The organism is Ruegeria sp. BI11 (genome assembly GCF_056538005.1).
The window spans coordinates 172,249-196,855 of the sequence record NZ_JBQFSM010000005.1; the positions used below are offsets into that span (position 1 = coordinate 172,249).

Annotated in this window: 26 protein-coding genes and 1 tRNA gene; 15 read left to right on the forward strand and 12 right to left on the reverse strand. The window is 58.8% G+C overall.

The features are described 5' to 3' along the window. Positions 1–58: 58 nt before the first annotated feature. From ACR0DT_RS13185 to ACR0DT_RS13200, 4 genes are read right to left on the reverse strand one after another with little or no spacing between them, the layout of a single operon-like run. Positions 59–577 carry a GNAT family N-acetyltransferase gene (locus ACR0DT_RS13185; protein WP_480711186.1) on the reverse strand — a complete coding sequence of 173 codons (519 nt, stop codon included), beginning with the start codon at positions 575–577 and terminating at the stop codon, positions 59–61. Then, positions 578–1,054, reverse strand: a complete 477-nt coding sequence (locus ACR0DT_RS13190) for a DUF2948 family protein (protein ID WP_480711187.1) — start codon at positions 1,052–1,054, stop codon at positions 578–580. Then, on the reverse strand, positions 1,051–2,319 hold the full coding sequence (gene murA, locus ACR0DT_RS13195) for a UDP-N-acetylglucosamine 1-carboxyvinyltransferase (RefSeq protein WP_480711188.1): 1,269 nt from the start codon (positions 2,317–2,319) through the stop codon (positions 1,051–1,053). Before murA ends, ACR0DT_RS13190 begins: the two co-directional genes overlap by 4 nt. 6 nt (positions 2,320–2,325) lie before the next feature. Further along, positions 2,326–2,481, reverse strand: coding sequence for a hypothetical protein (locus tag ACR0DT_RS13200; protein WP_480711189.1), 156 nt, complete (start codon positions 2,479–2,481; stop codon positions 2,326–2,328). An 83-nt stretch (positions 2,482–2,564) separates the two neighbouring features. On the opposite strand from ACR0DT_RS13200, the gene ACR0DT_RS13205 reads away from it, so the two are divergent. Further along, a tRNA-Thr gene (locus tag ACR0DT_RS13205) sits at positions 2,565–2,639 on the forward strand. 296 nt (positions 2,640–2,935) lie between these two features. Further along, entirely contained in the window at positions 2,936–3,856 is a 921-nt protein-coding gene (locus ACR0DT_RS13210; protein ID WP_480711190.1) for a CPBP family intramembrane glutamic endopeptidase, read from the forward strand. A gap of 251 nt (positions 3,857–4,107) precedes the next feature. On the opposite strand, the gene ACR0DT_RS13215 is transcribed toward ACR0DT_RS13210, so the two are convergent. Continuing rightward, positions 4,108–4,800 (reverse strand): Crp/Fnr family transcriptional regulator, encoded by a 693-nt coding sequence (locus ACR0DT_RS13215; RefSeq protein ID WP_480711191.1) that lies wholly within the window; start codon positions 4,798–4,800, stop codon positions 4,108–4,110. Positions 4,801–4,978: 178 nt separating this feature from the next. Between ACR0DT_RS13215 and hemA the strand changes: the two genes are divergently transcribed. Then, positions 4,979–6,202 (forward strand): 5-aminolevulinate synthase, encoded by a 1,224-nt coding sequence (gene hemA / locus ACR0DT_RS13220; protein ID WP_480711192.1) that lies wholly within the window; start codon positions 4,979–4,981, stop codon positions 6,200–6,202. Positions 6,203–6,258: 56 nt separating this feature from the next. Here the strand turns inward: hemA and ACR0DT_RS13225 are convergent, their stop codons facing one another. The 7 genes from ACR0DT_RS13225 to ACR0DT_RS13255 all read right to left on the reverse strand — a co-directional run bounded on the left by ACR0DT_RS13225 (position 6,259) and on the right by ACR0DT_RS13255 (position 12,916). Further along, positions 6,259–6,507, reverse strand: coding sequence for a cytochrome C oxidase subunit IV family protein (locus ACR0DT_RS13225; protein ID WP_480711193.1), 249 nt, complete (start codon positions 6,505–6,507; stop codon positions 6,259–6,261). A 5-nt stretch (positions 6,508–6,512) separates the two neighbouring features. Continuing rightward, positions 6,513–7,061, reverse strand: a complete 549-nt coding sequence (locus ACR0DT_RS13230; protein ID WP_480711194.1) for a cytochrome c oxidase subunit 3 — start codon at positions 7,059–7,061, stop codon at positions 6,513–6,515. Then, a complete protein-coding gene (locus ACR0DT_RS13235; protein WP_480711195.1) occupies positions 7,058–8,980 on the reverse strand; it encodes a nitric oxide reductase activation protein NorD in 1,923 nt (640 codons plus the stop codon). The genes ACR0DT_RS13230 and ACR0DT_RS13235 overlap by 4 nt, the downstream gene beginning before the upstream one ends. A 9-nt stretch (positions 8,981–8,989) precedes the next feature. Further along, positions 8,990–9,799 carry an AAA family ATPase gene (locus tag ACR0DT_RS13240; RefSeq protein WP_480711196.1) on the reverse strand — a complete coding sequence of 270 codons (810 nt, stop codon included), beginning with the start codon at positions 9,797–9,799 and terminating at the stop codon, positions 8,990–8,992. 5 nt (positions 9,800–9,804) lie between these two features. Next, the gene (locus ACR0DT_RS13245) at positions 9,805–11,172 is read right to left on the reverse strand and encodes a cbb3-type cytochrome c oxidase subunit I (protein ID WP_480711197.1); all 1,368 of its coding nucleotides are present in this window, start codon (positions 11,170–11,172) and stop codon (positions 9,805–9,807) included. 16 nt (positions 11,173–11,188) lie between these two features. Then, positions 11,189–11,638 (reverse strand): c-type cytochrome, encoded by a 450-nt coding sequence (locus tag ACR0DT_RS13250; protein WP_170350172.1) that lies wholly within the window; start codon positions 11,636–11,638, stop codon positions 11,189–11,191. Between the two features lie 99 nt (positions 11,639–11,737). Next, the gene (locus ACR0DT_RS13255) at positions 11,738–12,916 is read right to left on the reverse strand and encodes an NnrS family protein (RefSeq protein ID WP_480711198.1); all 1,179 of its coding nucleotides are present in this window, start codon (positions 12,914–12,916) and stop codon (positions 11,738–11,740) included. A gap of 234 nt (positions 12,917–13,150) precedes the next feature. Here ACR0DT_RS13255 and ACR0DT_RS13260 point away from each other — a divergent pair, with 234 nt between their 5' ends. The 12 genes from ACR0DT_RS13260 to ACR0DT_RS13315 all read left to right on the forward strand — a co-directional run bounded on the left by ACR0DT_RS13260 (position 13,151) and on the right by ACR0DT_RS13315 (position 24,538). Next, positions 13,151–14,827, forward strand: a complete 1,677-nt coding sequence (locus tag ACR0DT_RS13260) for a cytochrome D1 domain-containing protein (RefSeq protein ID WP_480711199.1) — start codon at positions 13,151–13,153, stop codon at positions 14,825–14,827. 124 nt (positions 14,828–14,951) lie between these two features. Continuing rightward, complete coding sequence (locus ACR0DT_RS13265) at positions 14,952–16,739, forward strand: NapC/NirT family cytochrome c (protein ID WP_480711200.1); 1,788 nt, start codon at positions 14,952–14,954, stop codon at positions 16,737–16,739. Positions 16,740–16,793: 54 nt separating this feature from the next. Then, on the forward strand, positions 16,794–17,195 hold the full coding sequence (locus ACR0DT_RS13270) for a cupredoxin domain-containing protein (protein WP_480711201.1): 402 nt from the start codon (positions 16,794–16,796) through the stop codon (positions 17,193–17,195). 190 nt (positions 17,196–17,385) lie between these two features. Beyond that, positions 17,386–18,147 carry a uroporphyrinogen-III C-methyltransferase gene (gene cobA, locus ACR0DT_RS13275; protein ID WP_480711202.1) on the forward strand — a complete coding sequence of 254 codons (762 nt, stop codon included), beginning with the start codon at positions 17,386–17,388 and terminating at the stop codon, positions 18,145–18,147. Then, the gene (locus ACR0DT_RS13280) at positions 18,140–18,511 is read left to right on the forward strand and encodes a c-type cytochrome (protein ID WP_480711203.1); all 372 of its coding nucleotides are present in this window, start codon (positions 18,140–18,142) and stop codon (positions 18,509–18,511) included. Before cobA ends, ACR0DT_RS13280 begins: the two co-directional genes overlap by 8 nt. Continuing rightward, positions 18,508–19,653 (forward strand): cytochrome D1 domain-containing protein, encoded by a 1,146-nt coding sequence (locus tag ACR0DT_RS13285; RefSeq protein WP_480711204.1) that lies wholly within the window; start codon positions 18,508–18,510, stop codon positions 19,651–19,653. The genes ACR0DT_RS13280 and ACR0DT_RS13285 overlap by 4 nt, the downstream gene beginning before the upstream one ends. A 4-nt stretch (positions 19,654–19,657) precedes the next feature. Further along, the gene (gene ahbB, locus ACR0DT_RS13290) at positions 19,658–20,647 is read left to right on the forward strand and encodes a siroheme decarboxylase subunit beta (RefSeq protein WP_480711205.1); all 990 of its coding nucleotides are present in this window, start codon (positions 19,658–19,660) and stop codon (positions 20,645–20,647) included. Continuing rightward, complete coding sequence (locus ACR0DT_RS13295; protein WP_480711206.1) at positions 20,644–21,093, forward strand: Lrp/AsnC family transcriptional regulator; 450 nt, start codon at positions 20,644–20,646, stop codon at positions 21,091–21,093. The genes ahbB (ACR0DT_RS13290) and ACR0DT_RS13295 overlap by 4 nt, the downstream gene beginning before the upstream one ends. Further along, entirely contained in the window at positions 21,090–21,572 is a 483-nt protein-coding gene (ahbB, locus tag ACR0DT_RS13300; protein WP_480711207.1) for a siroheme decarboxylase subunit beta, read from the forward strand. The genes ACR0DT_RS13295 and ahbB (ACR0DT_RS13300) overlap by 4 nt, the downstream gene beginning before the upstream one ends. 3 nt (positions 21,573–21,575) lie before the next feature. Beyond that, positions 21,576–22,790, forward strand: coding sequence for a heme d1 biosynthesis radical SAM protein NirJ (gene nirJ / locus ACR0DT_RS13305; protein WP_480711208.1), 1,215 nt, complete (start codon positions 21,576–21,578; stop codon positions 22,788–22,790). Continuing rightward, positions 22,765–24,318 carry a cytochrome D1 domain-containing protein gene (locus ACR0DT_RS13310; protein ID WP_480711209.1) on the forward strand — a complete coding sequence of 518 codons (1,554 nt, stop codon included), beginning with the start codon at positions 22,765–22,767 and terminating at the stop codon, positions 24,316–24,318. Before nirJ ends, ACR0DT_RS13310 begins: the two co-directional genes overlap by 26 nt. After that, positions 24,275–24,538: a hypothetical protein gene (locus ACR0DT_RS13315; protein ID WP_480711210.1), complete on the forward strand. Its 264-nt coding sequence runs from the start codon at positions 24,275–24,277 to the stop codon at positions 24,536–24,538. The genes ACR0DT_RS13310 and ACR0DT_RS13315 overlap by 44 nt, the downstream gene beginning before the upstream one ends. Positions 24,539–24,607 lie beyond the last annotated feature (69 nt).

The following is a 24,607-nucleotide window of genomic DNA, read 5'->3' on the forward strand; positions in this document are numbered from 1 at the left end:
TCAGGCTCTCCGGGGCGTTTGATGGGGACATATCGCCCGGATGGGTTGGCCTCAACCCTTAGTCCGTGGGCTGCAGCGATTTGCGCATGCCGAAACACGAGACGTCGCCACGCGCACCACATTGGCCGGTGGCCTGCCAGCCGTGCCGACGGTAAAATTCCTGCGCGGTTTTCGTCGCCTCGAGCCGGGCATCATAGTGACCTGCGGCGATCAGCTCTTCCTCAAGCCGTTGTAGCAAGACCGCCCCGATGCCACGACCGGCATGATCCGGATCGACATAAAGCAGTGTGATTTCGTCATCACGCAATCCGCCCACGGCGGCAACATCCCCTGCACGCTCTGCCAGCCAGATTTGAGACCCACTCACGATCCAATTCCGGATTGATGCAGGGCCCTTGTTTTCGGTCCAATGCGCGATGGCCTGTGCCTCGCCTTGATGGTCAGCGACGCAAAGACGGGTGATTGAACGGATCAACACCCGGCTCAGGTCAAACACGTCAAAAACGGTTGCGCGGCGCAGAGACACGCCGGTCGACACCTGCGAGAACGCCTGAGAGATGCCGCGCTTGTTTTGCATCTATTCAGGGTGGTGCGGTGCCTGACCCGAGGGTGCCTTGTACGGCCGCGTCACATCCTTGAGCGTGACGTCCACTGCCTCGACCTTCAGACGAATAGCCCCATCACCGGCCAGCGTCAGCAAAACCTGACCAGCCCCGTCTTCACCTGCCTCAAAATCAACAGACATCAGGGACATCACCATTTCTTTGTCGCTGCGGTCAATGCCCTGGCTGGCCACCGACAGCACCGAATCGAACACCAGAACGGATTGAACCCGTTCAAACGGACGATCGCGGCGGGTCGCGGCATCTTTATCCTCCCACCGGAAGCGGTTCAGAAGCAGACCGAACCGACGTTGCGAGGGCTGCCACGTCATTTCAGTCACCGGAAACACCGCGTCCTGCGTAAGGGTCGAGATCACCTGCAGGTCATCTGTATCCTCGGCACCAAGATTAAGAGGGGCCTCGCGCCCGTCGTGGAAACTTGCGTCTGTCATTGGCCCTTAATCCGTTCTATTTTTGCACCCACGCCTTCCAGCTTGCGCACCACATGCTCATATCCGCGGTCCAGATGATAGACCCGACTGACCGTGGTTTCACCTTCCGCTGCCAATCCCGCCAGAATCAACGAAACCGAAGCCCGCAGATCCGTCGCCATTACCGGTGCACCCTTCAACTGATCCACGCCCGTAACCGTCGCCGTGCCGCCGTGCACTTCGATATTCGCGCCCATACGCACCAGTTCAGGCGCATGCATAAAGCGATTCTCGAAGATGCGCTCTTCCAGAACCGAGATCCCCTCGGCCGTACACATCAGCGCCATCATCTGCGCCTGCAGGTCGGTCGGGAAGCCCGGGAAAGGTTCCGTTATCACATCCACCGAGGCCACGCGCCCATTCTTGCGCGCCACTTTCAAACCCTTTTCGGTCTCGGTCACGCTAACGCCCGCAGCGTCCAGCTTGGCAGCAAAGGAATCGACCAGCGACATACGGCCGCCAAGCAATTCCACCTCGCCACCGCAGATGGCCGGGGCCAGCATATAGGTGCCCAGCTCGATGCGATCGGTCACAACCTGGTGGGTCGCGCCATGCAATCGGTCCACGCCCTGAATCTCGATTGTCGAGGTCCCCTCACCCGAAATCTGCGCGCCCATCTTGCGCAGGCATTCAACCAGATCGACGATCTCGGGTTCACGCGCGGCGTTCTTCAGAACCGTAGTGCCCTTGGCCAAAGTGGCCGCCATGACAATATTTTCAGTCGCACCGACAGAGGCAAAGCGCATCTCGTGCACCGAACCCTTCAATCCACCCGGCGCTTTAGCGTGCAAATAACCGTCTTTTAGCTCGATCTCAGCGCCCAGCGCTTCGAGCCCTTCGACGTGCAGGTCCATGGGGCGCGCGCCGATCGCACAGCCGCCGGGCAGCGATACAACCGCCTGCCCCAACCGCGCCAGCATCGGACCCAGCACCAGATTGGACGCACGCATCTTGCGCACGATTTCATAGTCCGCCGTGTGGCTGGTCAGATCATGGCTGGACATCGCGATCACCTGCCCGTCCTGCAACGACGACACCTCAGCTCCCAAAGATTGCAGCAACTGCGTCATGGTCTTGATGTCGCTCAGCCGTGGCGCATTGGTCAGCGTCAGCGGTTCTTCGCTCAGCAAGGTCGCGGGCATCAGCGTCAGACACGCGTTCTTGGCCCCCGCAATCGGTATCTGACCGTTCAGCGGCCCGTTGCCCGTTACCAGAATCGAATCCATCTGCTCTTATCCCTCGTCCTTTTCGGCTTTGTCATCCGAGCTTGCGCGCGCCTTGGCCTGTGCCTTACGCCTTGCCATATTCGCTTTCAACGCCGCCTTCAGCCGCTCTTCGCGCGCATCCCCGGATTTGCCGTGTTTTTTGGGTGTATTTCTGTCTGCCATGGTCTTTCTCTACAGGAGGTGAAAAAAACCGTCCAGAGACCCTTGCGCCCCGTTTCGTTTGCGTCTAATCACCCGCCCACAGCGCTGCTGTAGCTCAGAGGTAGAGCACTCCCTTGGTAAGGGAGAGGTCGAGAGTTCAATTCTCTCCAGCAGCACCATCTGTTTAAACGAATTGCTTGGCAGTGGGTTTCGCGATCTTGATCGCTTTCGATTTCCTGTCTGCGCAGACGAATGTTCCACCGCAACTCCACTTTCGGTAACCCCTTTCCGATTGGGGGATAACATCAATAGCCTACCGCATATTTTCGCATCTTATCCCGCCCTACTCTCAACGGATACCTCCCAAATTCTTGAGGCCTTTATAGAAAGTCGGCGGCCGAAGCCTGAATGTTGACGCAGGTAACGCACCCAACATACCGTGACACCGACTGTCAGGCTGATCTGGAGTGCCAAAATGAACCATCTTAGGCATTGGGTAGCCGAACGGCCGGTCCTCTTCACTCTCCTTCTCCTTGCGACCTACTTTACGATTTTCGCAATTCCGCCTTTGTTTTCAAGCAGCGCATTTGGCGGTAACGCATCTCATACTTTTCAGACGATCAATCTGAGACAGCTCCCTATAGAAATTTTACCCACCGTTAGCATCGTGGCCGTTCTCGTGTTGATCGGGTGGAGCAGTAGCGCGCGTCTTACATCCAGACCACATTGGAATGGTATCTGGGCACCTATTGTCTACGCTCTCTTTGCGGTGGTGCTGCTTAGTTTTGCCATAAAAATCAATTCGGCCAAAGGAGTCGACGTAAGTGGCGTCTTCCTGGCCATTCCCTGGGGTTCTTTCATTCTTTTGTTATTGCTTATTGGACTCTTCGAGGAGTGCCTGTTCAGAGGGGCGGTCTTCCATGGTTTTGAGGTGAACTACGGACCGCTCGGCGCAGCGCTGATCTCCTCAGTTCTATTCGGGTTAATGCACTTCATTAATTGGATAAGTGGCGAGGCCTTAGGATCAACCGTAGACCAAATGATTCAGGCTGGATTGTCAGGCCTACTCTACGTCGGGATCACTCTTCGGATGAATTCGATCTGGTTTGGCGTGGTGACCCACGCGCTTTGGGATGGTGTGATCAACCTGAGCGGTAAGTTAGACTCTGCAGCAGTTGTAGTGGCGTCGCAGGACACTGTGGCGGTTGAGGCGTCTTTAACCGGTGAAACCACGGCGGCCAGCGTCGGAATAATCAGTTTACTGGTAAAGTACTTTCAACCGCTTTTTGGTGTGGTCGTACTCTGGTCGTGGTGGCAGCAGTCAAAACGGTCTAGGCCCCGAGCGCAAACCCAAGAAGAAACCCGGACGGCTACTGGTCGACATCTCCGGGATTGACACATTTGCGCAAAGCCATGAGCTGTCTACCACTTCATTCTGTACACGTTTTCACCCCCGATTGCCCATCCAAAACCACTGTCTACAAAATACTATCAACGAACTGCGTTATTTGTAACTGATGAGTAAGCTGAAAAACGAGGGATGTGCTCGCAACCGACCCTCGGCATCATCAAAGGCTAAGGCTTCCACCAAATATTGAGTGTTAGTGGCAGACCTCTGGGTAAGATTCTGGCACACCGACTGACTGGTCATTTTTCCGACGGATCGGCCTCAGCGTACTCCCGCAGGCCCTCGATATCCGAGATTACGGCGTGGTTGCGGTTGATTTTCACACCGACTGTTTTCAACCGTGAAAACGCCCGGCTGAGGCTTTCAGGCTTCATCCCCAGACGCCCGGCGATGAGCATCTTGTCATAGGGTAGCTCCACATCACAGCCATCGTCTTTGGCGTCACACAGGTTCAGCAAAAATTCTGCCACCCGCTGCGCACCCGTCTGCGCTTTAAGCTGTTCCAGTTGCGCCACCAGCGAATGCAGATGCGTGAACGTAGACGCTAAAATGGAGACGCCAATCTCGGGATCTTCCTTCATCAACGACAACAGCAGCGGACTGGGGATATGCATCACCTCACAAGGTGAAACAGCCTCGGCAGAGACGGGGTATGGGACGTTTCGCAGTGCGACGGCCTCGCCAAAACTTTCGCCGCGGGTAAAGACGCTGACGACTGCCTCGGCCCCAGTCGGTGACATGCGGAACAGCTTGACCCAACCTGCCAGAACCACGTGGACGGCTTTGGCTTCTTCTTCCTGCAGGAAGATCGTTTCACCGCGATCATAGCTGCGCCAGATTGCGTGGCTCAGCAGTGTATCGACATGCTGGTTCGGTAAACTCTTGAGCAAAAGCGACTGTCGCGCGATCGCTTTTTGTGCTTCGTGCGCCACGAAGTATCCCCTTTTCCCTGGTCGATCGTCTGACCGGTACATTCTTGTTACTCAGGCTATGCCAAAGCAATACCCCGCGCGCCAGCCTTTTCCTGCGCCAACTTGACTATTGTCATGTTGCAGGCGTCGCCACGCGCTTAAATTCGGCCCAAAGCCAGTAATCCGGGGAGCCAGTATAATGGACTACGAGCGATTTTTCACCCAGAGCCTGGACGATCTGCGGGACGAAGGTAACTATCGTGTATTCATCGACCTGCAACGCCGCTGCGGATCATTCCCGAACGCGCGTCAGACCGACGGGGCGGTGCAGCGCGACGTGCGGATCTGGTGTTCGAACGACTATCTGGGCATGGGGCAACACCCGACAGTGACCGGGGCGATGCATGACGCGCTGGATCGGTGCGGTGCGGGGGCTGGTGGCACCCGCAACATCTCGGGCACCACGCATGATCACGTTCTGCTTGAGGCCGAGCTGGCCGATCTGCACGGTAAAGAGGCCGCACTTTTGTTCACCTCTGGCTATGTTTCGAACTGGGCTGCCCTTGGCACCCTAGCTGCAAAAATCCCTGGCCTAATCGTTTTCTCGGACGCGTTGAACCATGCCTCGATGATCGAAGGCATCCGCCATTCCCGTGCGCAAAAGGTGATCTGGAAGCACAACGATCTTGATGACCTTGAGGCGAAACTGGCCGCTGCCGATCCCAACGCCCCAAAGATGATCGCCTTTGAATCCGTCTATTCGATGGACGGGGATATCGCGCCGATCAAAGAGGTTTGCGATCTGGCCGACCAATACAGCGCGATGACCTATCTGGATGAGGTGCACGCCGTCGGCCTTTACGGTCCACGCGGTGGAGGTATTGCCGAACGCGAAGGGTTGATGGATCGGCTGACCGTAATTGAGGGCACGCTGGGCAAAGCCTTTGGTGTGGTCGGTGGCTATATCGCTGCCTCGGCCACACTGTGTGACTTTGTGCGCAGCTTTGCCAGCGGGTTTATCTTTACTACCGCCCTGCCCCCGTCAATTGCGGCAGGCGCTGCGGCCTCGATCCGGCATCTGAAACAGTCGAATACCGAACGCGATCAGCAAAAGGCCCGCGTGGCGCAGGTGCGTGCACTGCTGGACGCTGAGGGCATTCCGCATCTGCCCAACCCCAGCCACATCATCCCGGTGATGGTGGGTGATCCGGTGAAATGCAAATTCATCTCGGACACATTGCTTGAAGAATTCGGCATCTACATCCAGCCGATCAACTACCCCACCGTCCCCAAAGGGACCGAGCGTCTGCGGATCACCCCGTCACCGGTGCATACAGACGAAGATATCGACCATCTGGTCGGCGCTCTGTCGACTCTTTGGCAACGCTGCCAGATCGCGCGGATGCCGATGGCAGCCCAATAACAAAAGCGTTCCTTGCTTGACTAACTGCCGCCCAATTCGGGCGGCTTTTTCTGTTTTCACATTAGATAGAGGGAGAAGATCAGCACCGAAAACCCGGTTAGAACCATAGTGAACCCGCGCAGCCAGCCGGGGCTGTTAGCAAGGTCCAGATACTGCGCAAGGATCACCCGCGCCTTGAACAGCGCAAGCAACAGAATGCCCCCACCCATGATCGTGGCCGGCACAGGTACAAGGGTCAGAATCGCTGAGCCAGCGCTTAGACCCAGAAGGGCAAGCCAAGCTCGTGTCAGAGTATTGCCAACCATCGCACTCATCCCAACAGGTAGATCACCGGGAACAGCATGATCCAAACCAGATCAACCATGTGCCAGAACTGCGCGCCGGCTTCGATATAGCGGGCGTCGTCCCGCCAGGTAACCAGCAATAGGATACCAACCCCGGCCGGTACATGGGCCGCGTGAAAGCCTGTAAGCAAATAGTAGAACAGGAAAAAGGGGTGCGTTTCATAACTGATCCCCTGCGCCGCTTTATCCGCGTATTCCATACCTTTGATGATCAGGAATATCACGCCCAGCAGAGCCGCGCCGATCAAGGCCAGGCGCGCCCTCGCACGCCGGGCAGCCTGCCTCCAGCGCAACGCCTGTGCGGCCAGATACCCAGACGTGACCAGAACAGCGGTGTTGAACGCCGCCCCTGTGCGGTGCAGATGCGACTGCGCCTCGGCAAAACCTGCCGGGTCAGTCAGACGCACGCCCATGAAGGCGATCAGCCCGGCCCCGAATACCAGAAGCTCGGAAATGATCAGCACCCACATCAACAACTCGCCCGGAAGCTCGTCGATCAGAGAGGTATCGCTCATGCGCCGACCAGTTGGCGGTAGATCTGCGGCAGGGCCATCGTCAGGCGGTGCGGGTCGGGAATAACGGCAAAACCACCCTGCCCGAACATGCGCGGGAACCAGCTTTTGCCGGTTTTGTCGATGGTGACGCCAAAGACGGATTGCCCGGCCCGGCGTGCCTCGCGCACGGCCATGCAGGTGTCTTCGATGCCGTGGCGACCTTCGTAATGGTCCAGATCGTTGGGCTTGCCATCGGTGATCACCAGCAGCAGGCGCCGCTTGCGGGACTGGCCCGCCAGATCGGTCGAGCAATGCCGGATCGCCGCCCCCAGCCGCGTGTAATGCCCCGGGCGCAGTGACGCGATACGCTGTTCGACTATTCCTCCCATCGGCTCATCAAACCGCTTGCACCGCTGCACGTAGACACGCTGACGTTTCAATGAGCTGAAGGCATGGATAGAGAAATCATCACCGCATGCGTTCAAACCCCAGGCCAGCGCGGCCAGCGCCTCGCGCTCAATGTCAATCACGGCGCGACCAGTGACAGCGCTTTCGGTGGAGCGGCTGACATCCAACAGAATAGACACCGCCAGATCGCGGGCCTCGGGACGGGACTGCATCCAGACGCGTTCATTGCCTTCGCCGCTGGCATGACGGTCGGTCTCGGCGCGCACGGCGGCTTCGATATCCAACTGATCGCCGTCCAGATGGCCGCGCGTCATCACCCGACCGGGGCGCAGTGCCTCGAACTGGCGTTTGACGGCACGGATGCGGCGGGCGGTGGCCGGGTCTTTGCCGAACTCAGCCGCATCTTCGCGGATTTCCGCATCCGACAGCAGTACATTCACATGATCTGGCAGATACTGCCCGGTCCGCACGTCCCATTCGGGGTATAGGATACGGCCCGACAGTCGCTCGCGATTCACATCTTCAGGCGCCAGATCGAGATGCAGTTTCAGCTTTGTCGGCGGTGCCTTGGAAATCTGACCCAGCCCGATCTCTTCCTGATCGTCAGCGGCCTTCTTGGCATTGTCGGGGTCGTCATCATCGACCCGGCGGTTCAGGTTCAGGAACTCGGCCCAGCTGAGGATCGCTTCGAACTTGTGCAGGATCAGGCTGTCTTTACGTTCGGCCTGGTCAGATTTGCGGCGGCGGGCGCGGTGGGTTTTCTCACTCGTCTCCTCGGGCGGGCCTTCGGTATCGGGGTTTTCTACCTCGTTATGTTCGGAAAAGCCAACCGCGCGCAGCTCGGGCCACAAAGGGACTGGGCGAAAACGCTGATACCCGCGCGGGGCAGACACGCTGTCTTCCAAGGACTGCAACTGTTCTGCCCTATCAGACAGCGGCGCCGGATCGCCCAGCATGTGCCGGACCAACTCTTCCAGCGCGGCCTCGACCGGTGGCAGGTTCGGAATGTCACGTAGGTGCAACAGACCCTTGCAAAGTTCAGCGTAGAGCGGGCGTAGACCGGGCGCGTTTTCCAACGTGGCCTCGACCATCGACTGCGCTGCATTTAGCGCCTGCAGATCGGCCCGCAAGGGGTCTTCTTCGTCAATTCGGGTTCCGGCATGGGCCGATGCGGCGGCCAGCCAGACAAACAGTGCGCCATTGGCCTCGCGCGCCGGAAATACAGCCAGGCGATCTGGCAGACGCAATACCTCGCCATCGAACGAGGCGCGCGGCATCAGCTCAACCTCGGTCCCCAACCGGCGTCGCCAGCTTAGACGGTGGTGTGATACCTCGGGTGAGACCGGGCGCAATTCAACGCCCGGACTACCCCCAAGCCCCCGAAAGAGGACTGCCAGCCGCCCCGCGACCTCAGAGAGGTCGACCGCGGCTCCAACATGCACCTCAGGTGCATCGAGGCGGCTGGCAAGGGTGTGCCACAGTTTCCCGATCGTTTCTTCGGGTTCCCATGGCTCAAAATCGATCCTGACCATCGGCCGGCCTCACCCAAAGACAGCCGTGACAAGATCGAGGAGCCCGCGTTTGATATCCTCATCATCAGTCAGAGGTTCGATCATTGCGGCAAGGATGGCGCGATCCGTCGACATGCCTTGTGCGATCAGCGTCGCGGCATAGACGACCAGACGGGTGGAAACGCCTTCTTCAATGTCCTGACCCTTAAGCCCGCGCAGTTTTCCTGCGAGGCGCACCAGCGGCTTGCAGCGTTCCAGCGCCAGCCCGCTTTCCTGTGCGACGACCTCAGCCTCCATCTCGGGCGACGGAAAGTCGAATTCCAGCGAAATAAAACGCTGCCGAGTCGAGGGTTTCAGGGTTTTCAGGATATTCTGGTAGCCAGGGTTGTACGAGGCGACCAGCATGAATCCGGGCGCGGCCTCAAGCTCTTCACCGGTGCGGTCGATCGGCAAGATGCGCCGGTCGTCGGTCAGCGGGTGCAGCACGACAGTTACATCCTTGCGCGCCTCGACCACCTCATCCAGATAGCAGATCGCACCTTCACGTACCGCGCGAGTCAGTGGGCCATCGACCCAGACGGTCTCGCCACCTTTTAGCAGGTAGCGCCCGATCAGGTCGGCGGCGGCCAAATCGTCATGGCATGCAACCGTATAGAGCGGCCGGCCCAGTTTCGCGGCCATATGGGCCACAAAGCGGGTCTTGCCGCAGCCTGTCGGCCCTTTCAGCAGAACCGGCAGATCTTTGTTATAGGCGGCGGTGAACACATCGCATTCATCGCTCTGGGGCAGGTAGAAGGGGGCGTTTGCCGCCCCCGTTCCCATTTGTATGGAGCCGTCCATTTGCATCACTCCGCAGGGGTTTCAGCAGCGCCGGGTTCGATGACCTCTTTCCGGGGCACCCAGATCGAGTAGACGAACAGCAGCGCACCAAGGACCACAACCAGACCGGACCCAAAGCGCATCCAGTAGAAGATCGCGATCTGATCCTGCACGTCCATGAAGTAGTCACCGATCACGCGTTGCATGTGTGTCTGCACAGTGCCGCCAAAGGTCAGCACGAAGGTCATGAAGACCATACCGCTGGTCATCAGCCAGAACGAACCCATGTTCAGCACCTGATTGTACGGATCACGGTTTTTCAGGATCGGCATGGCGTAGCTAAAGATCGCCAGGTTGAGGCAGACATAGGCGCCGTAGAAGGCCAAGTGACCATGGGCTGCGGTGATCTGTGTACCGTGGGTGTAATAGTTCACCCCGTGCAGCGTGTGCAGGAAGCCCCAGACACCAGCGCCAAAGAAGGCGAGCGTGGCACAACCCAGCGACCATAGCAGCGCGGCCTTGTTGGGGTGGTCCCGGCGGCCTTTCCAGACCATGACGAAGGCAAAGGCCATCATCGCGAAGAACGGGATCACCTCAAGGCTCGAGAAGATCGAACCGATCCACTGCCAGTACGCAGGCGTACCGATCCAGTAGTAGTGGTGGCCTGTCCCAAGGATGCCCGAGAACAGCGCAGCGGCGACGATGACATAAAGCCATTTTTCGACGATCTCACGGTCCACACCAGTCAGCTTCAGCATCAGGTAGGCCAGGATCGAGGCCATGATCAGTTCCCACACACCTTCGACCCACAGGTGAACAACATACCACCAGTATTGCTTGTCCAAGGCCAGGTTGCCTGGGTTGTAGAAAGCAAACAGGAACAGCAGCGCCAGCCCCCACAGACCCAACAATAGGATGTTGGAAATGGCCGTCTTCTTACCCTTCAGTACGGTCATCGACACGTTGTAAAGGAAAATCAATGCCGCCACGACGATGCCCGCCTTGACCCATTTGGGTTGCTCAAGGAACTCGCGCCCCTCTTTACCCAGCAGCCAATTGCCTTCGAAGAGGTTGAAGGTATAGGTCAGCACCACGCCCAACGTTCCGACCACAAGAATGATCAGTTGCAGATAAGCTAGCTTGGGTGAGTGGATCTCACGCTCGGTCTCTTCCGGGATCAGGAAATAGGCCGCGCCAAAGAAGCCCAGGATCAGCCAGACGATCAGCGCATTGGTGTGCAGCATCCGCACAATATTGAACGGTAATAGCTCGCTCAGGAAGTTTGGCGATACATAGATCAAACCGGCCAGCAGGCCGCCAAGAACCTGTACCACGAACAGGGCCATTGCCACCGCAAAGTAGGCGTAGGCGATTTTTTGGGATTCGTATTTCATTGCTCCGTTCCCTTTCTCAGCCCGCCTCGTTGGGCGGCCAGTCCTGAGCGTCGATATTGTCCGTCCAGATCAGGAAGTTGGTCAGATCGCGGATTTCTTCGTCGCTGAGGTTGAAATTGGGCATCTGCCGACGACCGGGAATGCCGGTCGGTTGTGCCTCCATCCAGCCCTTGAGGGATTCAAAGGCCGATTCCGGGTCGTCCAGCACACCCCAACGGGTCATCACGTTACCGACCTCAGGGGCGAAATAGGCCCCTTCACCCAGAATCGTGTGACAGTTGATGCACGCGTGTTTTTCCCAGACATGTTTGCCCCGGACCACACTTTCATCGAGCTTCGCCGAGTTCTCGGAATTCACGATATACCAGTGGGAATGGGCCGACAGAGCCAGAAAGATGAGGATAAAGAACAGTGACCCGCCATAGAATATGTTGCGGGCCATGCTCTTGGTCATGACTTCTCGCATTGCGCTCTCCTTTGCGCAGTTTAGCTAGTCTGTTCAAAATGACGGGCGGGCCGCGGGGCTTCCTTAACGAAAGTCAAGACCGGGGGAAGTAAATAAAAATCAGCCCGCCCGGCCCGCGCGGGGACCTGTCAGCGCAGGCCACATGGCAATCAGATAAAGCGCGAAGGCACAGACCCACAGGCCGTCCGACAGCAGCATCGCAACCATGTAGCCCGCGTTCAGTTCAGCACCGATCCATCGCGACAGGGCAGCAACCGCCATGAGCCCATAGGCCACGACCATCGGCGTGGGCGCTATCAACGCCCGACCGCTGTGGCCCAAGGCAGCGCGGCTCATGACCGCCAGGGTCATTCCACCCACACACCCAATGCCCAATACATGCAGAGCGGCGATTTCATTGCCCAAACCCAGTACGGCCAACCCCCACAGGATCAACCCCACCGCCAACATGCCAAGCCCCAAATGCAACGCCAGAAGAATAGGATGCCGTGTCGCCCAGCGGCTGCGCCAACGGGCCATGCGCAGAATCTGCACCACCCCAAGGGCAAGCGCCACGATCCCGGCCACCGGCCCAGCGCCCAACGCCAGAACAATCAGCGGCAGGATCAAGGCGAGAACCATGCCCGCCTTGTCGAATACCGCGACCGAGACCGGCCACTCTGCCTCTGGCACACCGGCGCGCTTCATGGCGTTGCGGGTAAAGGCCGGAGTGATCCGCCCGCCTAGAATGGCGATCATCGCACATAGCGCCAGCAACCCCGCACGCAGCCCGGCTTGCAGCGTGGTTGTGAGTCCCATCCATTCCAGATGCGTCAGCAGATCCGCGACCCAGATCTGGGTCAGCAACAGCAGGAAGAACATGTTCTGCGGCTTCGGTCGGCGGATCAGCTGCGTTGCGATCTTAACCGCCAGCACTGGAACAAAGGCCAGATCGACAATTGCAACGAATACCGGCGGCAACATCCCTGAAAACCACATGGCCATCCGACCGGCCAGCCACAGCCCGGCGGCCAGAGTTATAAAGCGTGCCCGCGCCTCGGGCGCACCAGTCCAGTTCGGGACCGCGGTCAGAAAGAACCCGCCCAGCGCGGCGGTGGCATAGCCAAAGATCATCTCATGCGCGTGCCACATCGGCGGCGTCATGCCGTAATCCGGCGCCATGTATGGCACTGCCAGCCAAAGTCCCCAGATCACCCCAACGAACAGGCCATATAGTCCGGCAGACAGGAAGAAAACACGGAACCCCTCACCAAGAACGCGGGTGATAATTGTGGGCATGGCTGCTCTCCTTGACCGTTTTCCCAGACCTAGCAGCCCGCCCGCGCACGGGACTTAACAAAAATCAATCTTCGCGAAAAACATGTCTCTAAAACACAGATATTCCGGTGGATTTTTGGGTGCTTTTTTTGGACCGGACCTTGTTTTGCGCCCCCGCCGTTGACTTTCGTCAAGGAGATCCTACGAGCGATGTTTCACCCTTGGACGTGCCTCACCAGCAAATGGAGAGTGATCATGTCACTTGGAATCAGCTACAACAAAACTGGCCGCGCCTTTGGGGTCGGTTTGGCGATGCTGCTGGGCAGCGTCGCTGCGCCAACCTTCGCCGAAGAGCCAACCCTTAGCGAGGATGCGTTTGAATCCTCCAAACAACTTTATTTCGAGCAATGCGCAGGCTGTCACGGCGTTCTGCGTAAAGGTGCCACCGGGAAAAGTCTTGAACCGATTGTCGAAACCAAAAACGACGATGGCACCGTGACTGAATCCGGCACCCTGAAACTGGGTCAGGAACGCCTTGAAAAGATCATCGCCTGGGGTACCGAAGGCGGTATGAACAACTTCTCGGACATCATGACCGAGCAGGAAATCAAGGACATGGCGACTTACATCATGATGGAGCCGCCGAAACCGCCAGAAATGTCCCTGGAACAGATGCGGGCCACTCGCAAGGTCTATGTCGAAGAAGCCGACTACCCGACCGAGCCGCTGCACGGCCGCAATTGGGAAAACTTCTTTGTCGTCATCGAACGTGACGTCGGCAAGGTGGCTGTAATCGACGGTGACACCAAAGAAGTGCTGGCGCACATCCCGACGGGTTATGCGGTGCACGTATTGAAAGCCTCCGAGCACCACAAACTGGAAGAGCCGGAAAACCCGGGCCGCTTCTGGTACACCATGGGCCGCGACGGCAAGATGACCAAGATCGACTTGTGGCAGAACCCCGAGAACATGCTCGTGGCCGAGGTCAAGATCGCCTATGACGCCCGCGACGTGGCCGTATCGGGCGATGGTAAATACGTCATAGGTGGTGGTTACTGGCCGCCGCACTTTGCGATCGTTGACGCCCAGACCATGGAGCCGGTCAAAGTCGTATCAACACGTGGTGTGAACGTTGACGGGGATTATGTGGAAGAAGCCCGCGTGGCCGCTATCTACACCACCCCGAACGAGCCGACCTGGATCGTTGCGGTCAAAGAGCTAGGCCAGTTGTGGCAGGTTGACTATACCGACCTCGACAACCTGCGGATCGACAAGATCGACAGCGCCAAGTTCTTGCATGACGGGTTCTTTGACCCGACTGGCCGGTTCTTCCAGATCGCAGCAAACGCTTCGAACAAGATGGTCGTCGTCGACACCCAGACCCATAAGCTCGAAGCGATGATCGACACCGCTGCCCTACCGCACCCCGGTCCGGGTGCAAACTGGATCGACCCGAATTGTGGTCCTGTGGCCGGTACAACTCACCTTGGCGTGGGCACCGTGACAGTCTGGGGCAACGACCCGGAAGGTCACCCGGATCAGGCTTGGAAAGTCTGCTATGAGACCGAAACCGACGGCCCCGGCCTTTTTGTTCGGACCCACCCGAACTCGGACTATATCTGGGCAGACCAGACCAAGCACCCCGAGCCTGAAATTCAGCAATCGGTGCAGGTCATCTCGAAAGAGACCGGTGAGATCGTAAAAACCATCCAGATCACCGAAGATGAAGGCAGCGCTGCTGTACACTTCGAGTTCAACGCAGATGGCACCGAGGTCTGGGTTTCCAAGTGGAACCTGTCGGACTCGAAAGAGCCGAACGGTCAGATCGTGATCTTCGACGCCAAGACGCTGGAAGAGATTGGCCGCATCGAGGGACTGTTTGCTCCGACCGGCAAATTCAACGTCTACAACCGTTCGAACCACGTTACCTGACGGGTTCGCAACCAAAACCGGAAAGGGCGGGCCCCTCGCCCGCCCTTTCCTCGTTTGACCAAACAGCCAAATCAACCGGCCTGCCACGCAAGGCCAGACAAGACAGCCAAAACGGAGCCCGGATATGACTTCCGAACCGGAAAATAAGAAACCGATCTGGCGCCGGTATTTCCTGTGGGGAATGCCCGTGGCCGGTATCGCTGCGGCCTTTGTCGGCGGCATCATCTTCTGGGGCGGGTTCAACACCGCCATGGAAGCGACGAACACAAAAGAATTCTGTGTCTCGTGCCACGAGATGCGCGATTTCGTTTACGAGGAATACACCGGCACGATCCATGACGTGAACCGCTCTGGCGTAGGCGCGGTCTGTTCCGACTGCCACGTGCCCAAGGACTGGACCCACAAGATGATCCGCAAGATCAAAGCGTCCAAAGAACTGTACGGCAAGTTGGTCGGCACCATCAACACCCGCGAAAAATTCGAAGCCAAGCGCGTGCATCTGGCGATGAACGAATGGGAACGGATGAAGGCCACCGACTCGCGCGAATGCCGCAACTGCCACGATTTTGAATCGATGATGCCCGAATTCCAGAAACCCCGCGCGCGGCAGCAGCACCTGAATGCAATGGAGGTTGGTCAGACCTGTATCGACTGTCACAAGGGGATTGCGCACTCAGACGCCCGCGACCGCGCCGATGAGGACTATCTGGAAAAGCTTGAGGCGCCCAACCCTGCCTTCATTCGTGAAATTCCGCAGGAATACTTGACCAGCCTTGCGAAGATCGAAGCCAAGGAAGCAGCTGAGGCCGAGGCCGAAAAGGCCGCCAAAGCTGCCCAGCAAGAGGCTGTTCAAGCCCAGATCGCAGCGGCAGTCGACGCAGCCGTCGCTGAAGAACGCGCCAAGGCAAACGGTGAAGAAGCGGCAGCCCCAGTCGGTGGTGGTGGCAGCGATGTCGGCGGCGATGTCGACTGGAATGCCGTTGCAAGCGCAGATCTGAAACTGTTCTACCCCGGCCAGGCTTCGTTTGAGTGGGTACAGAACGGCAAGTTCCACGGCGGGGCCCGTCCGCTGACCAAGGGCGGCGATCAGTGCTCGACTTGTCACGCCAAGGAACTGGACGCGATCGGCAACAAGATCGTTGCAGGCGGTGATCTGGAACCGACCCCGATCCCTGGCAAGCGTGGTGTGATCGACGCAACCGTGCAGGCGGCACATGATGACGAGAACCTCTATATCCGTCTGCAATGGCCGGATGCGGGCCATAACCCGGCACCCTTTGTCGATGGCGGCAAAATGGACCCGGACAACCAGATCAAGGTCGCAATGATGATCACCGGCACCGGAATCGAACTGGGCGATCAGGCGGGCTGCTGGGCCTCATGCCACGCCGACAACAGCTATATGCCCTTTGATCCGGGTGCTGATGCGATTGCCGCCAATGGTGATGTCGCAGGCCGCCTGAACACTCAGGACACGGTCACCAAATACATCAGCGAAAGCCGGACCGAGGTCGAGGTCAAAGGCCGCCGCGGTAAGGCACTGGGTGGCTGGGACAAGCTTGAGGCCGAAGCGCAGATCGAGCAATACTTGGCCGACGGCACCTATCTTGACCTGATGCGCGTCTATGCTGATGGCAGTGCCACCAACGGCTATCTGCTGGAACAGCGCGTGGTCAATGACGGCGAGATCGCCGCCTCGGCCAACCTGTCTGGCGGTATGTGGACCGTGGTCTTTACCCGGCCGTTGAACTCTGACGCGCCCGGCGACGTGCCGTTGGAACCCGGTCAGACCTACACGGTGGGCTTTGCCATCCACGATGACTTTGCCGCTGCGCGGTTCCACCATGTGACGCTGAACACCAGCCTGGCGCTGGATGACGACAGCGCGGCGATCAACGTGGTGAAACAGTGACCGAAGGGGCCGGGCAATCCGGCCCTTTCCCTTTTTGGAAAGGAGATTTGGACAATGAAACCCCAACACCTTCTTCCTGCGCTGCTGCTTCTGGTTGCGCCCGCCTGGGCGGATGAGACCGCCGAGCTCTGCGCTGAGGCAGAAGAGCGCTATGAAGAGCTATTCGGTCAGCCTTCATCTGCCGTTGAAGATGCCGAAGTGGTGCTGATGTATAAATACACTTTTTGCCCGGTCGAGCTGACTGTCAAAGCGGGCACCACGGTGCGTTGGGTGAACGTAGACAAACGCACCAGTCACAGCGTTCTGTTGAAAGACGGCAGCGAACCTGAAAGCGATCGGCTGTTCCCCGAGGAAACGGTTGACCTGACCTTCCTTACCCCTGGGCCGCAGGACTATCTGTGCGGACCACATTGGGAAACTCAGAACATGATCGGAATGATTACCGTAGAACCCTGAGCCGAGACAGAAAAATACAGGCAAGTCTAAGGAGCGCGGACGCAAATTCCGCGCTCCTTAACTTTAGTCAAGGAACCTGGGCCGAGAATGCGCGACCCTTGCGACATGACACGCCCGGTTCGCCCAGCAACGTCCCTTTTTCGCAGGCAGACCCGGGCTCGGAAGACATTCAAACCAAGCGAGTTTGCACATGAGCGGTAAGGTTTTTCTGATTGGCGCTGGCCCCGGCGACCCCGAACTCATGACTCTGCGTGCCCTGCGCATGCTGCAAGAGGCCGACGTGGTGGTCTATGACCGGTTGGTCTCGGACGACATCCTTGCCCTGCATGATGAAAAGGCGCGGCTGATACCGGTCGGCAAAGCTCCCAAATGCCATACGGTGCCACAGGAACGCATCAACGAAATTCTGTTGGAAGAGGCCTGTGCCGGTCACACCGTGGCGCGGCTGAAAGGCGGCGATCCGATGATCTTTGGCCGTGGTTCGGAAGAGGCCGCGTATCTTATGGCCCATGGCATAGCGGTCGAATACGCGCCCGGCATCACTGCGGCGCAGGGGGCATCCTGTTCGACCGGTGTGCCGCTGACTCATCGCGGGCTTGCGACCTCGGTTCAATATGTCACCGGTCACCGGCAGGCAGACAAGGTGCTGGACCTCGACTGGAAACGGCTGGCCGATCCAGACTCGACGCTGGTTGTCTATATGGGCGTGGCCAATATCGGCCAGATCGCGGTGGGTTTGATGACCGAGAAACTGCCCGGATCGACACCCGTTCTTGCCGTGAGCAAAGCTACCACCTTGGATGAACGCCGCTTGGTGTCCCGGCTGGACAAGTTGGCCGCCGACGTGCGCGACGCTGCACTGGAAGCCCCAACGCTGTTCATCATCGGGCAGGTGGTTTCGTTGTATGCTGGACGCTCGGTGGCCGAATTGAAGGAACAAGCGCATGGCTAGGCTGGGTCACCGAAATGTTGCGCCCGGCAAGCCTAACATCCAACGTGGCCGGTCGCTTCCTTCACTTCTGTTGGCTAGTGCGGTTGTGATCGCCACTTCAGCGTTTGCCGCAGACACCCTGGACCCCTCCGCCCTGAAGCGACTTGTCCATCAGGATTGTGGCTCTTGCCACGGATTGTCGCTGAAAGGCGGCCTCGGACCCGATCTGCGGTCCCAGACACTGCAGCACTATGACTCGGATGTGCTGACCGGCGTCATTCTCGACGGCATCCCCGACACTGCGATGCCCCCGTGGCGACCCCTGATCACCGAGGAAGAGGCCGAATGGATCGCCCGTTATCTGCTGGAACAGGAGGCACAATGAAACAGCTTATTCTTGGCCTTGCCGCCACCCTGATGATGACCACGGCGCATGCAGAACCCACCGCCACCGGTGATCTGGGTCTGGTGATCGAACGCGCCAAGGGCTCGGTTCTGCTGGTGGATCAATCCGACCGGGCCGCGCTAGCGCGGATTGAGGGGCTGGGCGATCTGTCCCATGCCTCACTGGTTTATTCGCCAGACGAACGCTTTGCCTATGTGTTCGGGCGCGATGGCGGGCTGACTAAGGTCGATATCGTCACTCGGCAGATTGTGAACCGTGTCGTGCAGGCTGGCAACGCCATCGGCGGCGCGATCTCTGACGATGGGCAGCTGGTGGCCGTGTCGAACTATGAACCAGGCGGCGTGCGCGTCTTTGACGCCGAAACGCTTGAGATGGTCGCCGATATCCCAACTGACAGCAAAACCATCGGCCTCGTCGATGCGCCAGGTCGCCGGTTTGTATTCACCATGTGGGATACAGGCGAGACTTGGATAGCCGACTTCACCTTGGGTGATCCCGAAATCACCAAAATTACCGACATGGGCAAAAACCCCTATGACGCGCTAATCACCGCCAATGGCCGCACCTATATCACCGGCCTGTTCGGCGAGGATGGATTGACCGCGCTGGACCTCTGGGCTGAGTTCCCTGAACCGATCCGAGTTTTACCCGACTACGGGCGCGGGCAAGTGGAAATGCCGGTCTATAAGATGCCCCACCTTGAAGGCTGGGCGCTAACCGGGCGTGAGTTCGTCCTGCCCGCCGTTGGCCATCACGAAGTCCTGTGGATCGACGCCGACACGTTAACCGAAACCGGACGTACGCAGACCCACGGCCAGCCGGTCTTTGCCATGGCCCGGCCCGACGGACGGCAGGTCTGGGTGAATTTCGCCCACCCGCTGAACGACACAATTCAGGTTATCGACAGCGTCAGCAAAGAGATCATCCACGAGTTCAAACCGGGCCCTGCCGTGCTGCATTTGGAGTTCACGCCGCGCGGGCACGAAGTCTGGATCAGCGTTCGCGATGCCAACAAGGTCATGGTTTACGACACCCAAACTTTCGAAAAATTGCGTGAGATCGAAGCAGATAGCCCCTCGGGCATCTTCTTCACCGCCCGTGCGCACAGAACGGGGCTTTGAGACGATGGATCACATCACTGACCCATTCGACCGCCGCCTGCTGGACGAGTTCCAGCGCGATTTTCCCGTAACAGACCGCCCGTTTCAGATTCTGGGCACTGCACTGGGCCTGGACGAGGCCGAGGTCATCGACCGCCTGACCCGGATGCGCGCAACAGGCCGGATCACCCGCGTTGGCGCGACGATTGCGCCCGGCGCAGTTTCGGCCAGCACTCTGGCCGCCGTCGCCGCACCCGATGAGCGCTTGGAAGAGGTCGCTGCAATAATCGATGCGGAACCCGGCGTGAACCACAATTACCAGCGCGAGGATGACTGGAACCTGTGGTTTGTCGCCACCGGTCCCGACCGCGCGCATGTGAACGACACCCTGGCGCGGATCAGCCATCGCATCAGGCTGCGGGTACTGGACCTGCGACTGGTGCGCCCGTTCAACGTCGATCTCGGGTTTCGCATGTCCGGGGATACCCGCAACGTGCCCGGCCCGCGCAAAGTGGATCGCTCGGCCATGCGGGACGGCGACCGCGCCTTGCTGCAGGCGCTTAGTTCCGGTCTGCAGTTGGTCGCTGATCCTTATGCCGCGCTGGCCCATTCGTTGAACCGACCCGCGCCCGAAATTCTGGAACGGATTGAGGCGTTGCACGGCGCGGGTATCATCTCGCGCCTTGGCGTCATCGTTCGGCACCGGGCACTTGGCTGGTCTGCCAATGCCATGGTGGTCTGGGACATGCCCGCCGACCAGATCGACACCGCCGGCCCGGCGCTGGCCGCACATCCCGGCGTGACACTGTGCTACGAACGCAACCCGGTCGAGGATGTCTGGCCCTATCGCCTGTATTCCATGATCCACGCCCGTTCGCGCAGTGAAGCGCGCGAAATCCTCTCTGGGGCTACAGCCCTGCCGGAACTGGCAGGCGCGCGACACAAGGTGCTGTTTTCAACCCGCTGTTTCAAACAGACCGGCGCACTGATCCAACCGAAAGAGGCCGCCGCATGACACTGGATGCTACCGACCGCGCAATTCTGAACCGGATGCAGGACGACTTGCCTCTGAGCCCTCATCCCTATGCCGCGATTGCCACCGAACTGGGCATCCCGGAAACCGAGCTGCTGCGCCGCCTCAGCCACATGAAGGATGACCGCATCATCACCCGCTTTGGCCCGTTTTTCGACGCCGCAGCTATGGGCGGCGCGTTCTGCTTGTGCGCCATGGCCGTTCCGGCCGAAGAATTCGAAGCCGTCCTGACCAAAGTCAATGCGCACGCGGAGGTCGCCCATAATTATGAACGCACGCACCGGCTGAACATGTGGTTCGTGCTGGCCACCGAAACGCCCGAGGGGATCGAGGCCACCGCCGATGCGATTGAACAGGAAACGGGGATCGAGGTTCTCCGTTTCCCCAAATTGCAGGAATTCTTTATCGGCTTCCGGGTGGCGGCATGATCGACGCAAGAGACAGAGAGATTATCGCGGCGCTGCAAAGCGGCTTGCCCCTTGTACCCGCGCCCTATGCGCAAGTGGCTGAAGCGCTTGGGCTAGACGAAGACGCGTTGCTGTTCCGTCTGGCCGAGTTGAAATCGCGTGGCGTGATCCGCCGGATCGCCGCCGCGCCAAACCACTACAAACTGGGCATGACCTCGAACGGGATGACCGTTTGGGATGTGGATGACGACCACATTACCGAACTTGGCACCCGGATCGGGCAACTGCCCTTTGTCACCCATTGCTATGAGCGCCCCCGCGCCCTGTCCGGCTGGCCCTATAACCTGTTCGCCATGGTTCACGGTAAAGACGCGGCCGAGGTCGAAGAAAAGCGCGCCGAAATCGCTGCCATTCTGGGTGAAGCCTGTCGGGCCAAAGATATCCTCTATTCCACGCGCATCCTGAAAAAGACCGGGTTGCGCCTGAAAGCGAAAGGCTGAGACATGTTCCGCCTGACCGAATACATGCACCAACTGGTCACCCCAACTCCGGTGCGAAAACGCCGCCCCGGACCGGTTAAGCCGGTGGTGATCTGGAACCTGACGCGGCGCTGCAATCTTAAATGCCGCCATTGCTATACCGTCTCGGCGGATATTGCGTTCCCGGGTGAGCTCAGTCACGAGCAAGCCATGGTAACCCTTGAGGATCTGGGCCAGTTTAGCGTCCCGGCCCTGATCCTCTCGGGTGGGGAACCGCTGGACCGGTTCGATTTCTTCGACATTGCAAAACGCGCCCGCGATCTGGTGCCGATGCTAGCGTTGTCGACAAATGGCACACGGATTTACGACGAAACCGCCGACATGATTGCTGATGTGGGATTCAACTATGTCGGCATTTCACTGGACGGAATCGGGGCCACGAATGATTGGTTCCGTGGTGTCGAAGGAGCCTTTGCCGATGCCCTGCGCGGCGTGCGCGAATGCAAGAAACGTGGCATCAAAGTGGGCTTGCGCTTTTGCCTGACCGAAGGGACCCAACACCACCTGCCAGACTTACTGCAACTGTGCGATGACGAGGGTGTCGACAAGTTTTATCTGTCCCATCTGGTCTATGCCGGGCGTGGCGACAAAAACCGCGGCGAAGACGCCGAACACCTACGCACGCGTAAGGGTTTGGACCTGCTGCTGGACCGCGCGTGGGGGGCCGCCTCGGGTGGACGTCCACTGGATATCGTGACCGGAAACAACGACGCCGATGCGGGGTATTTCCTGAACTGGGTCCGCACGCATTTCGATGTCGAAAAAGCCGCCCATGTGCGCGAACATTTGGCCGCTTGGGGCGGAAATTCAAGCGGCCTGGGTGTGGCAAACATCGACAATCTGGGCCGCGTACACCCGGATACTTACTGGTCTGATTACACGGTTGGCAATGTGAAAACCCAATCGTTTTCCGAGCTATGGACCAGCGACGATCAGATGCTGTCTATGCTGCGCACTCGCCCGCGTCCGTTGAAAGGGCGTTGCGGGGCGTGCCAGCTGAAGGACGTCTGCGGTGGCAACACCCGTATCCGGGCCTTGCAGCTGACCGGCGATCCCTGGGCCGAAGACCCGGCCTGCTATCTGACAAATCAAGAAATCGGCGTCGAGGGCGCGGGCGAGCGCCTGCAGGTCACGCCGTTCCGGGGGAAACGCCATGATCCGGCGCATCAGTTCTTTTGACGCTTTGAAAATTGGCACGCTCTGTTCGCTGTTGCTGGCTGGCACCGCATGGGCTGATGCGCAATCGGACTATGCCGAACATTGTGCCTCGTGCCATGGCGAGAACCGTCTGGGGGGCGTAGGCCCGGCCCTGATCCCCGAAACACTGAAACGCATGCGTGGCCCGCGTGTGACCTCGGTCATCGCCGAAGGCCGCACAGCCACGCAAATGCCGGCCTTCTCGCACGAACTCGACGCGTTGCAGATCGAAGAACTGGCGGGTTGGCTGAAATCTCCGTTGGAAACAAACCCGGAGTGGGGTGAGGCCGATGTCATGGCCAGCCGCACGCTGGATGAAGATTACGCCCCGGTCGACGCCCCTGTCTGGGATAGCGACCCGATGAACATCACACTGGCGGTCGAGACCGGAGACCACCATGTCAGCGTTCTGGACGGAGACACGTTCGAAGTGCTGGATCGTTTCGAGACGCCGTTTGCTGTTCACGGCGGCCCGAAATTCAGCCCCGACGGGCGATACGTTTTCATCATGTCCCGCGATGGCTGGGTCCAGAAATATGACATCTGGGCACTGAAGCAGGTGGGCCGTGTACGCGCCGGGCTCAACAGCCGTAACATCGCCATGTCGGGCGACGGCAAGTGGGTGGCCGTGGCGAATTACCTGCCGAATTCACTGACACTGCTGTCCACCGAAGACCTCTCGGTCGCCAGGGTGATCGACATCAAAAGCAAAAAGGGCGTTCCCAGCCGTGTTTCGGCCGTCTACCAGGCCCCTCCGCGCGAAAGCTTTGTCCTTGCTCTGAAGGATGTGCCCGAGATTTGGGAGGTCTTTTACGGAGACAACCCGCCCCAATTCGGGCTGGGTCATGATTTTCGTATCGAAGGCCAGTTCAAGAACCCGAACCCCTTCCCTGTGCGCAAGATCACCACGCCGGATTATCTGGACGATTTCTTTTTCGACCAGAGCTATGAATACGTCATGGGTGCGTCCCGCGATGGCAAGGGCGGCCAGGTGATTGATCTGGTTATCGGTCAGAAAGTGGCCGATCTGGACCTACCGGGCATGCCGCATCTGGGGTCGGGCATCACGTGGAGGCATGGTGATACCACCGTCATGGCTACGCCACACCTGACCGATGGCACCGTGTCCGTGATCGACATGGATACTTGGGAAACTGTCAAGCGGATCAAGACCGAAGGGCCGGGTTTCTTCATGCGCAGCCATGAGAATTCGCCTTACGTCTGGGCCGACGTGTTCTTTGGGCCAAACAAGGATGCGATGCATGTGATCGACAAGCAGAGCCTTGAGATCGTCAAAACCCTGCGCCCTGCGCCAGGCAAAACCGTGGCCCATGTGGAATTCACCAAGGATGGCCGCCACGCGCTGGTGTCGATCTGGGAAGATGACGGCGCAGTCATCGTTTATGACGCGCAAACGCTGGAAGAGGTTCGTCGCCTGCCAATGCGCAAACCTTCGGGAAAATACAATGTCTGGAACAAGATCACCTTCTCGGAAGGCACCAGCCACTAAAGGCAAATGGCCGGTTTGGAAACTGGCCCTTTTGCTCTATCCGGCCACGGCATTGACCGTGGCCATTAACCTGTTTCTGGCGGGCCTGATTGCCAATGGCATCGGGTTCAGCGTGATTGAACCAGTGACCGCAATCCTGTGGTCGATCCCGTTGGGCATTCCTGCATCCTGGCTGGCCGGACGCTGGGTGCGCGGGTTGATGGATGAAGCGGACGGTTAGGCCGCAAAATTGCCGACACCTGACCTAAGTCAAGTATCCGTCTGAGAGAATCCTCTAAGACTCAGGAAA

What these genes read in the sequence shown, in the direction of transcription:
- ACR0DT_RS13265 (WP_480711200.1), top strand. Translation starts at nt 14,952, where the DNA reads ATGACTTCCGAACCGGAAAATAAGAAACCGATCTGGCGCCGGTATTTC.
- ACR0DT_RS13230 (WP_480711194.1), bottom strand. Translation starts at nt 7,061, where the DNA reads ATGAGCGATACCTCTCTGATCGACGAGCTTCCGGGCGAGTTGTTGATG.
- ACR0DT_RS13310 (WP_480711209.1), top strand. Translation starts at nt 22,765, where the DNA reads ATGATCCGGCGCATCAGTTCTTTTGACGCTTTGAAAATTGGCACGCTC.
- ACR0DT_RS13235 (WP_480711195.1), bottom strand. Translation starts at nt 8,980, where the DNA reads ATGGTCAGGATCGATTTTGAGCCATGGGAACCCGAAGAAACGATCGGG.
- ACR0DT_RS13185 (WP_480711186.1), bottom strand. Translation starts at nt 577, where the DNA reads ATGCAAAACAAGCGCGGCATCTCTCAGGCGTTCTCGCAGGTGTCGACC.
- cobA (WP_480711202.1), top strand. Translation starts at nt 17,386, where the DNA reads ATGAGCGGTAAGGTTTTTCTGATTGGCGCTGGCCCCGGCGACCCCGAA.
- ahbB (WP_480711205.1), top strand. Translation starts at nt 19,658, where the DNA reads ATGGATCACATCACTGACCCATTCGACCGCCGCCTGCTGGACGAGTTC.
- ACR0DT_RS13250 (WP_170350172.1), bottom strand. Translation starts at nt 11,638, where the DNA reads ATGCGAGAAGTCATGACCAAGAGCATGGCCCGCAACATATTCTATGGC.
- ACR0DT_RS13260 (WP_480711199.1), top strand. Translation starts at nt 13,151, where the DNA reads ATGTCACTTGGAATCAGCTACAACAAAACTGGCCGCGCCTTTGGGGTC.
- ACR0DT_RS13210 (WP_480711190.1), top strand. Translation starts at nt 2,936, where the DNA reads ATGAACCATCTTAGGCATTGGGTAGCCGAACGGCCGGTCCTCTTCACT.
- ACR0DT_RS13190 (WP_480711187.1), bottom strand. Translation starts at nt 1,054, where the DNA reads ATGACAGACGCAAGTTTCCACGACGGGCGCGAGGCCCCTCTTAATCTT.
- murA (WP_480711188.1), bottom strand. Translation starts at nt 2,319, where the DNA reads ATGGATTCGATTCTGGTAACGGGCAACGGGCCGCTGAACGGTCAGATA.
- ACR0DT_RS13200 (WP_480711189.1), bottom strand. Translation starts at nt 2,481, where the DNA reads ATGGCAGACAGAAATACACCCAAAAAACACGGCAAATCCGGGGATGCG.
- ACR0DT_RS13240 (WP_480711196.1), bottom strand. Translation starts at nt 9,799, where the DNA reads ATGGACGGCTCCATACAAATGGGAACGGGGGCGGCAAACGCCCCCTTC.
- ACR0DT_RS13270 (WP_480711201.1), top strand. Translation starts at nt 16,794, where the DNA reads ATGAAACCCCAACACCTTCTTCCTGCGCTGCTGCTTCTGGTTGCGCCC.
- ACR0DT_RS13245 (WP_480711197.1), bottom strand. Translation starts at nt 11,172, where the DNA reads ATGAAATACGAATCCCAAAAAATCGCCTACGCCTACTTTGCGGTGGCA.
- ACR0DT_RS13225 (WP_480711193.1), bottom strand. Translation starts at nt 6,507, where the DNA reads ATGGTTGGCAATACTCTGACACGAGCTTGGCTTGCCCTTCTGGGTCTA.
- ACR0DT_RS13295 (WP_480711206.1), top strand. Translation starts at nt 20,644, where the DNA reads ATGACACTGGATGCTACCGACCGCGCAATTCTGAACCGGATGCAGGAC.
- ACR0DT_RS13280 (WP_480711203.1), top strand. Translation starts at nt 18,140, where the DNA reads ATGGCTAGGCTGGGTCACCGAAATGTTGCGCCCGGCAAGCCTAACATC.
- hemA (WP_480711192.1), top strand. Translation starts at nt 4,979, where the DNA reads ATGGACTACGAGCGATTTTTCACCCAGAGCCTGGACGATCTGCGGGAC.
- ACR0DT_RS13315 (WP_480711210.1), top strand. Translation starts at nt 24,275, where the DNA reads ATGTCTGGAACAAGATCACCTTCTCGGAAGGCACCAGCCACTAAAGGC.
- ahbB (WP_480711207.1), top strand. Translation starts at nt 21,090, where the DNA reads ATGATCGACGCAAGAGACAGAGAGATTATCGCGGCGCTGCAAAGCGGC.
- ACR0DT_RS13255 (WP_480711198.1), bottom strand. Translation starts at nt 12,916, where the DNA reads ATGCCCACAATTATCACCCGCGTTCTTGGTGAGGGGTTCCGTGTTTTC.
- nirJ (WP_480711208.1), top strand. Translation starts at nt 21,576, where the DNA reads ATGTTCCGCCTGACCGAATACATGCACCAACTGGTCACCCCAACTCCG.
- ACR0DT_RS13285 (WP_480711204.1), top strand. Translation starts at nt 18,508, where the DNA reads ATGAAACAGCTTATTCTTGGCCTTGCCGCCACCCTGATGATGACCACG.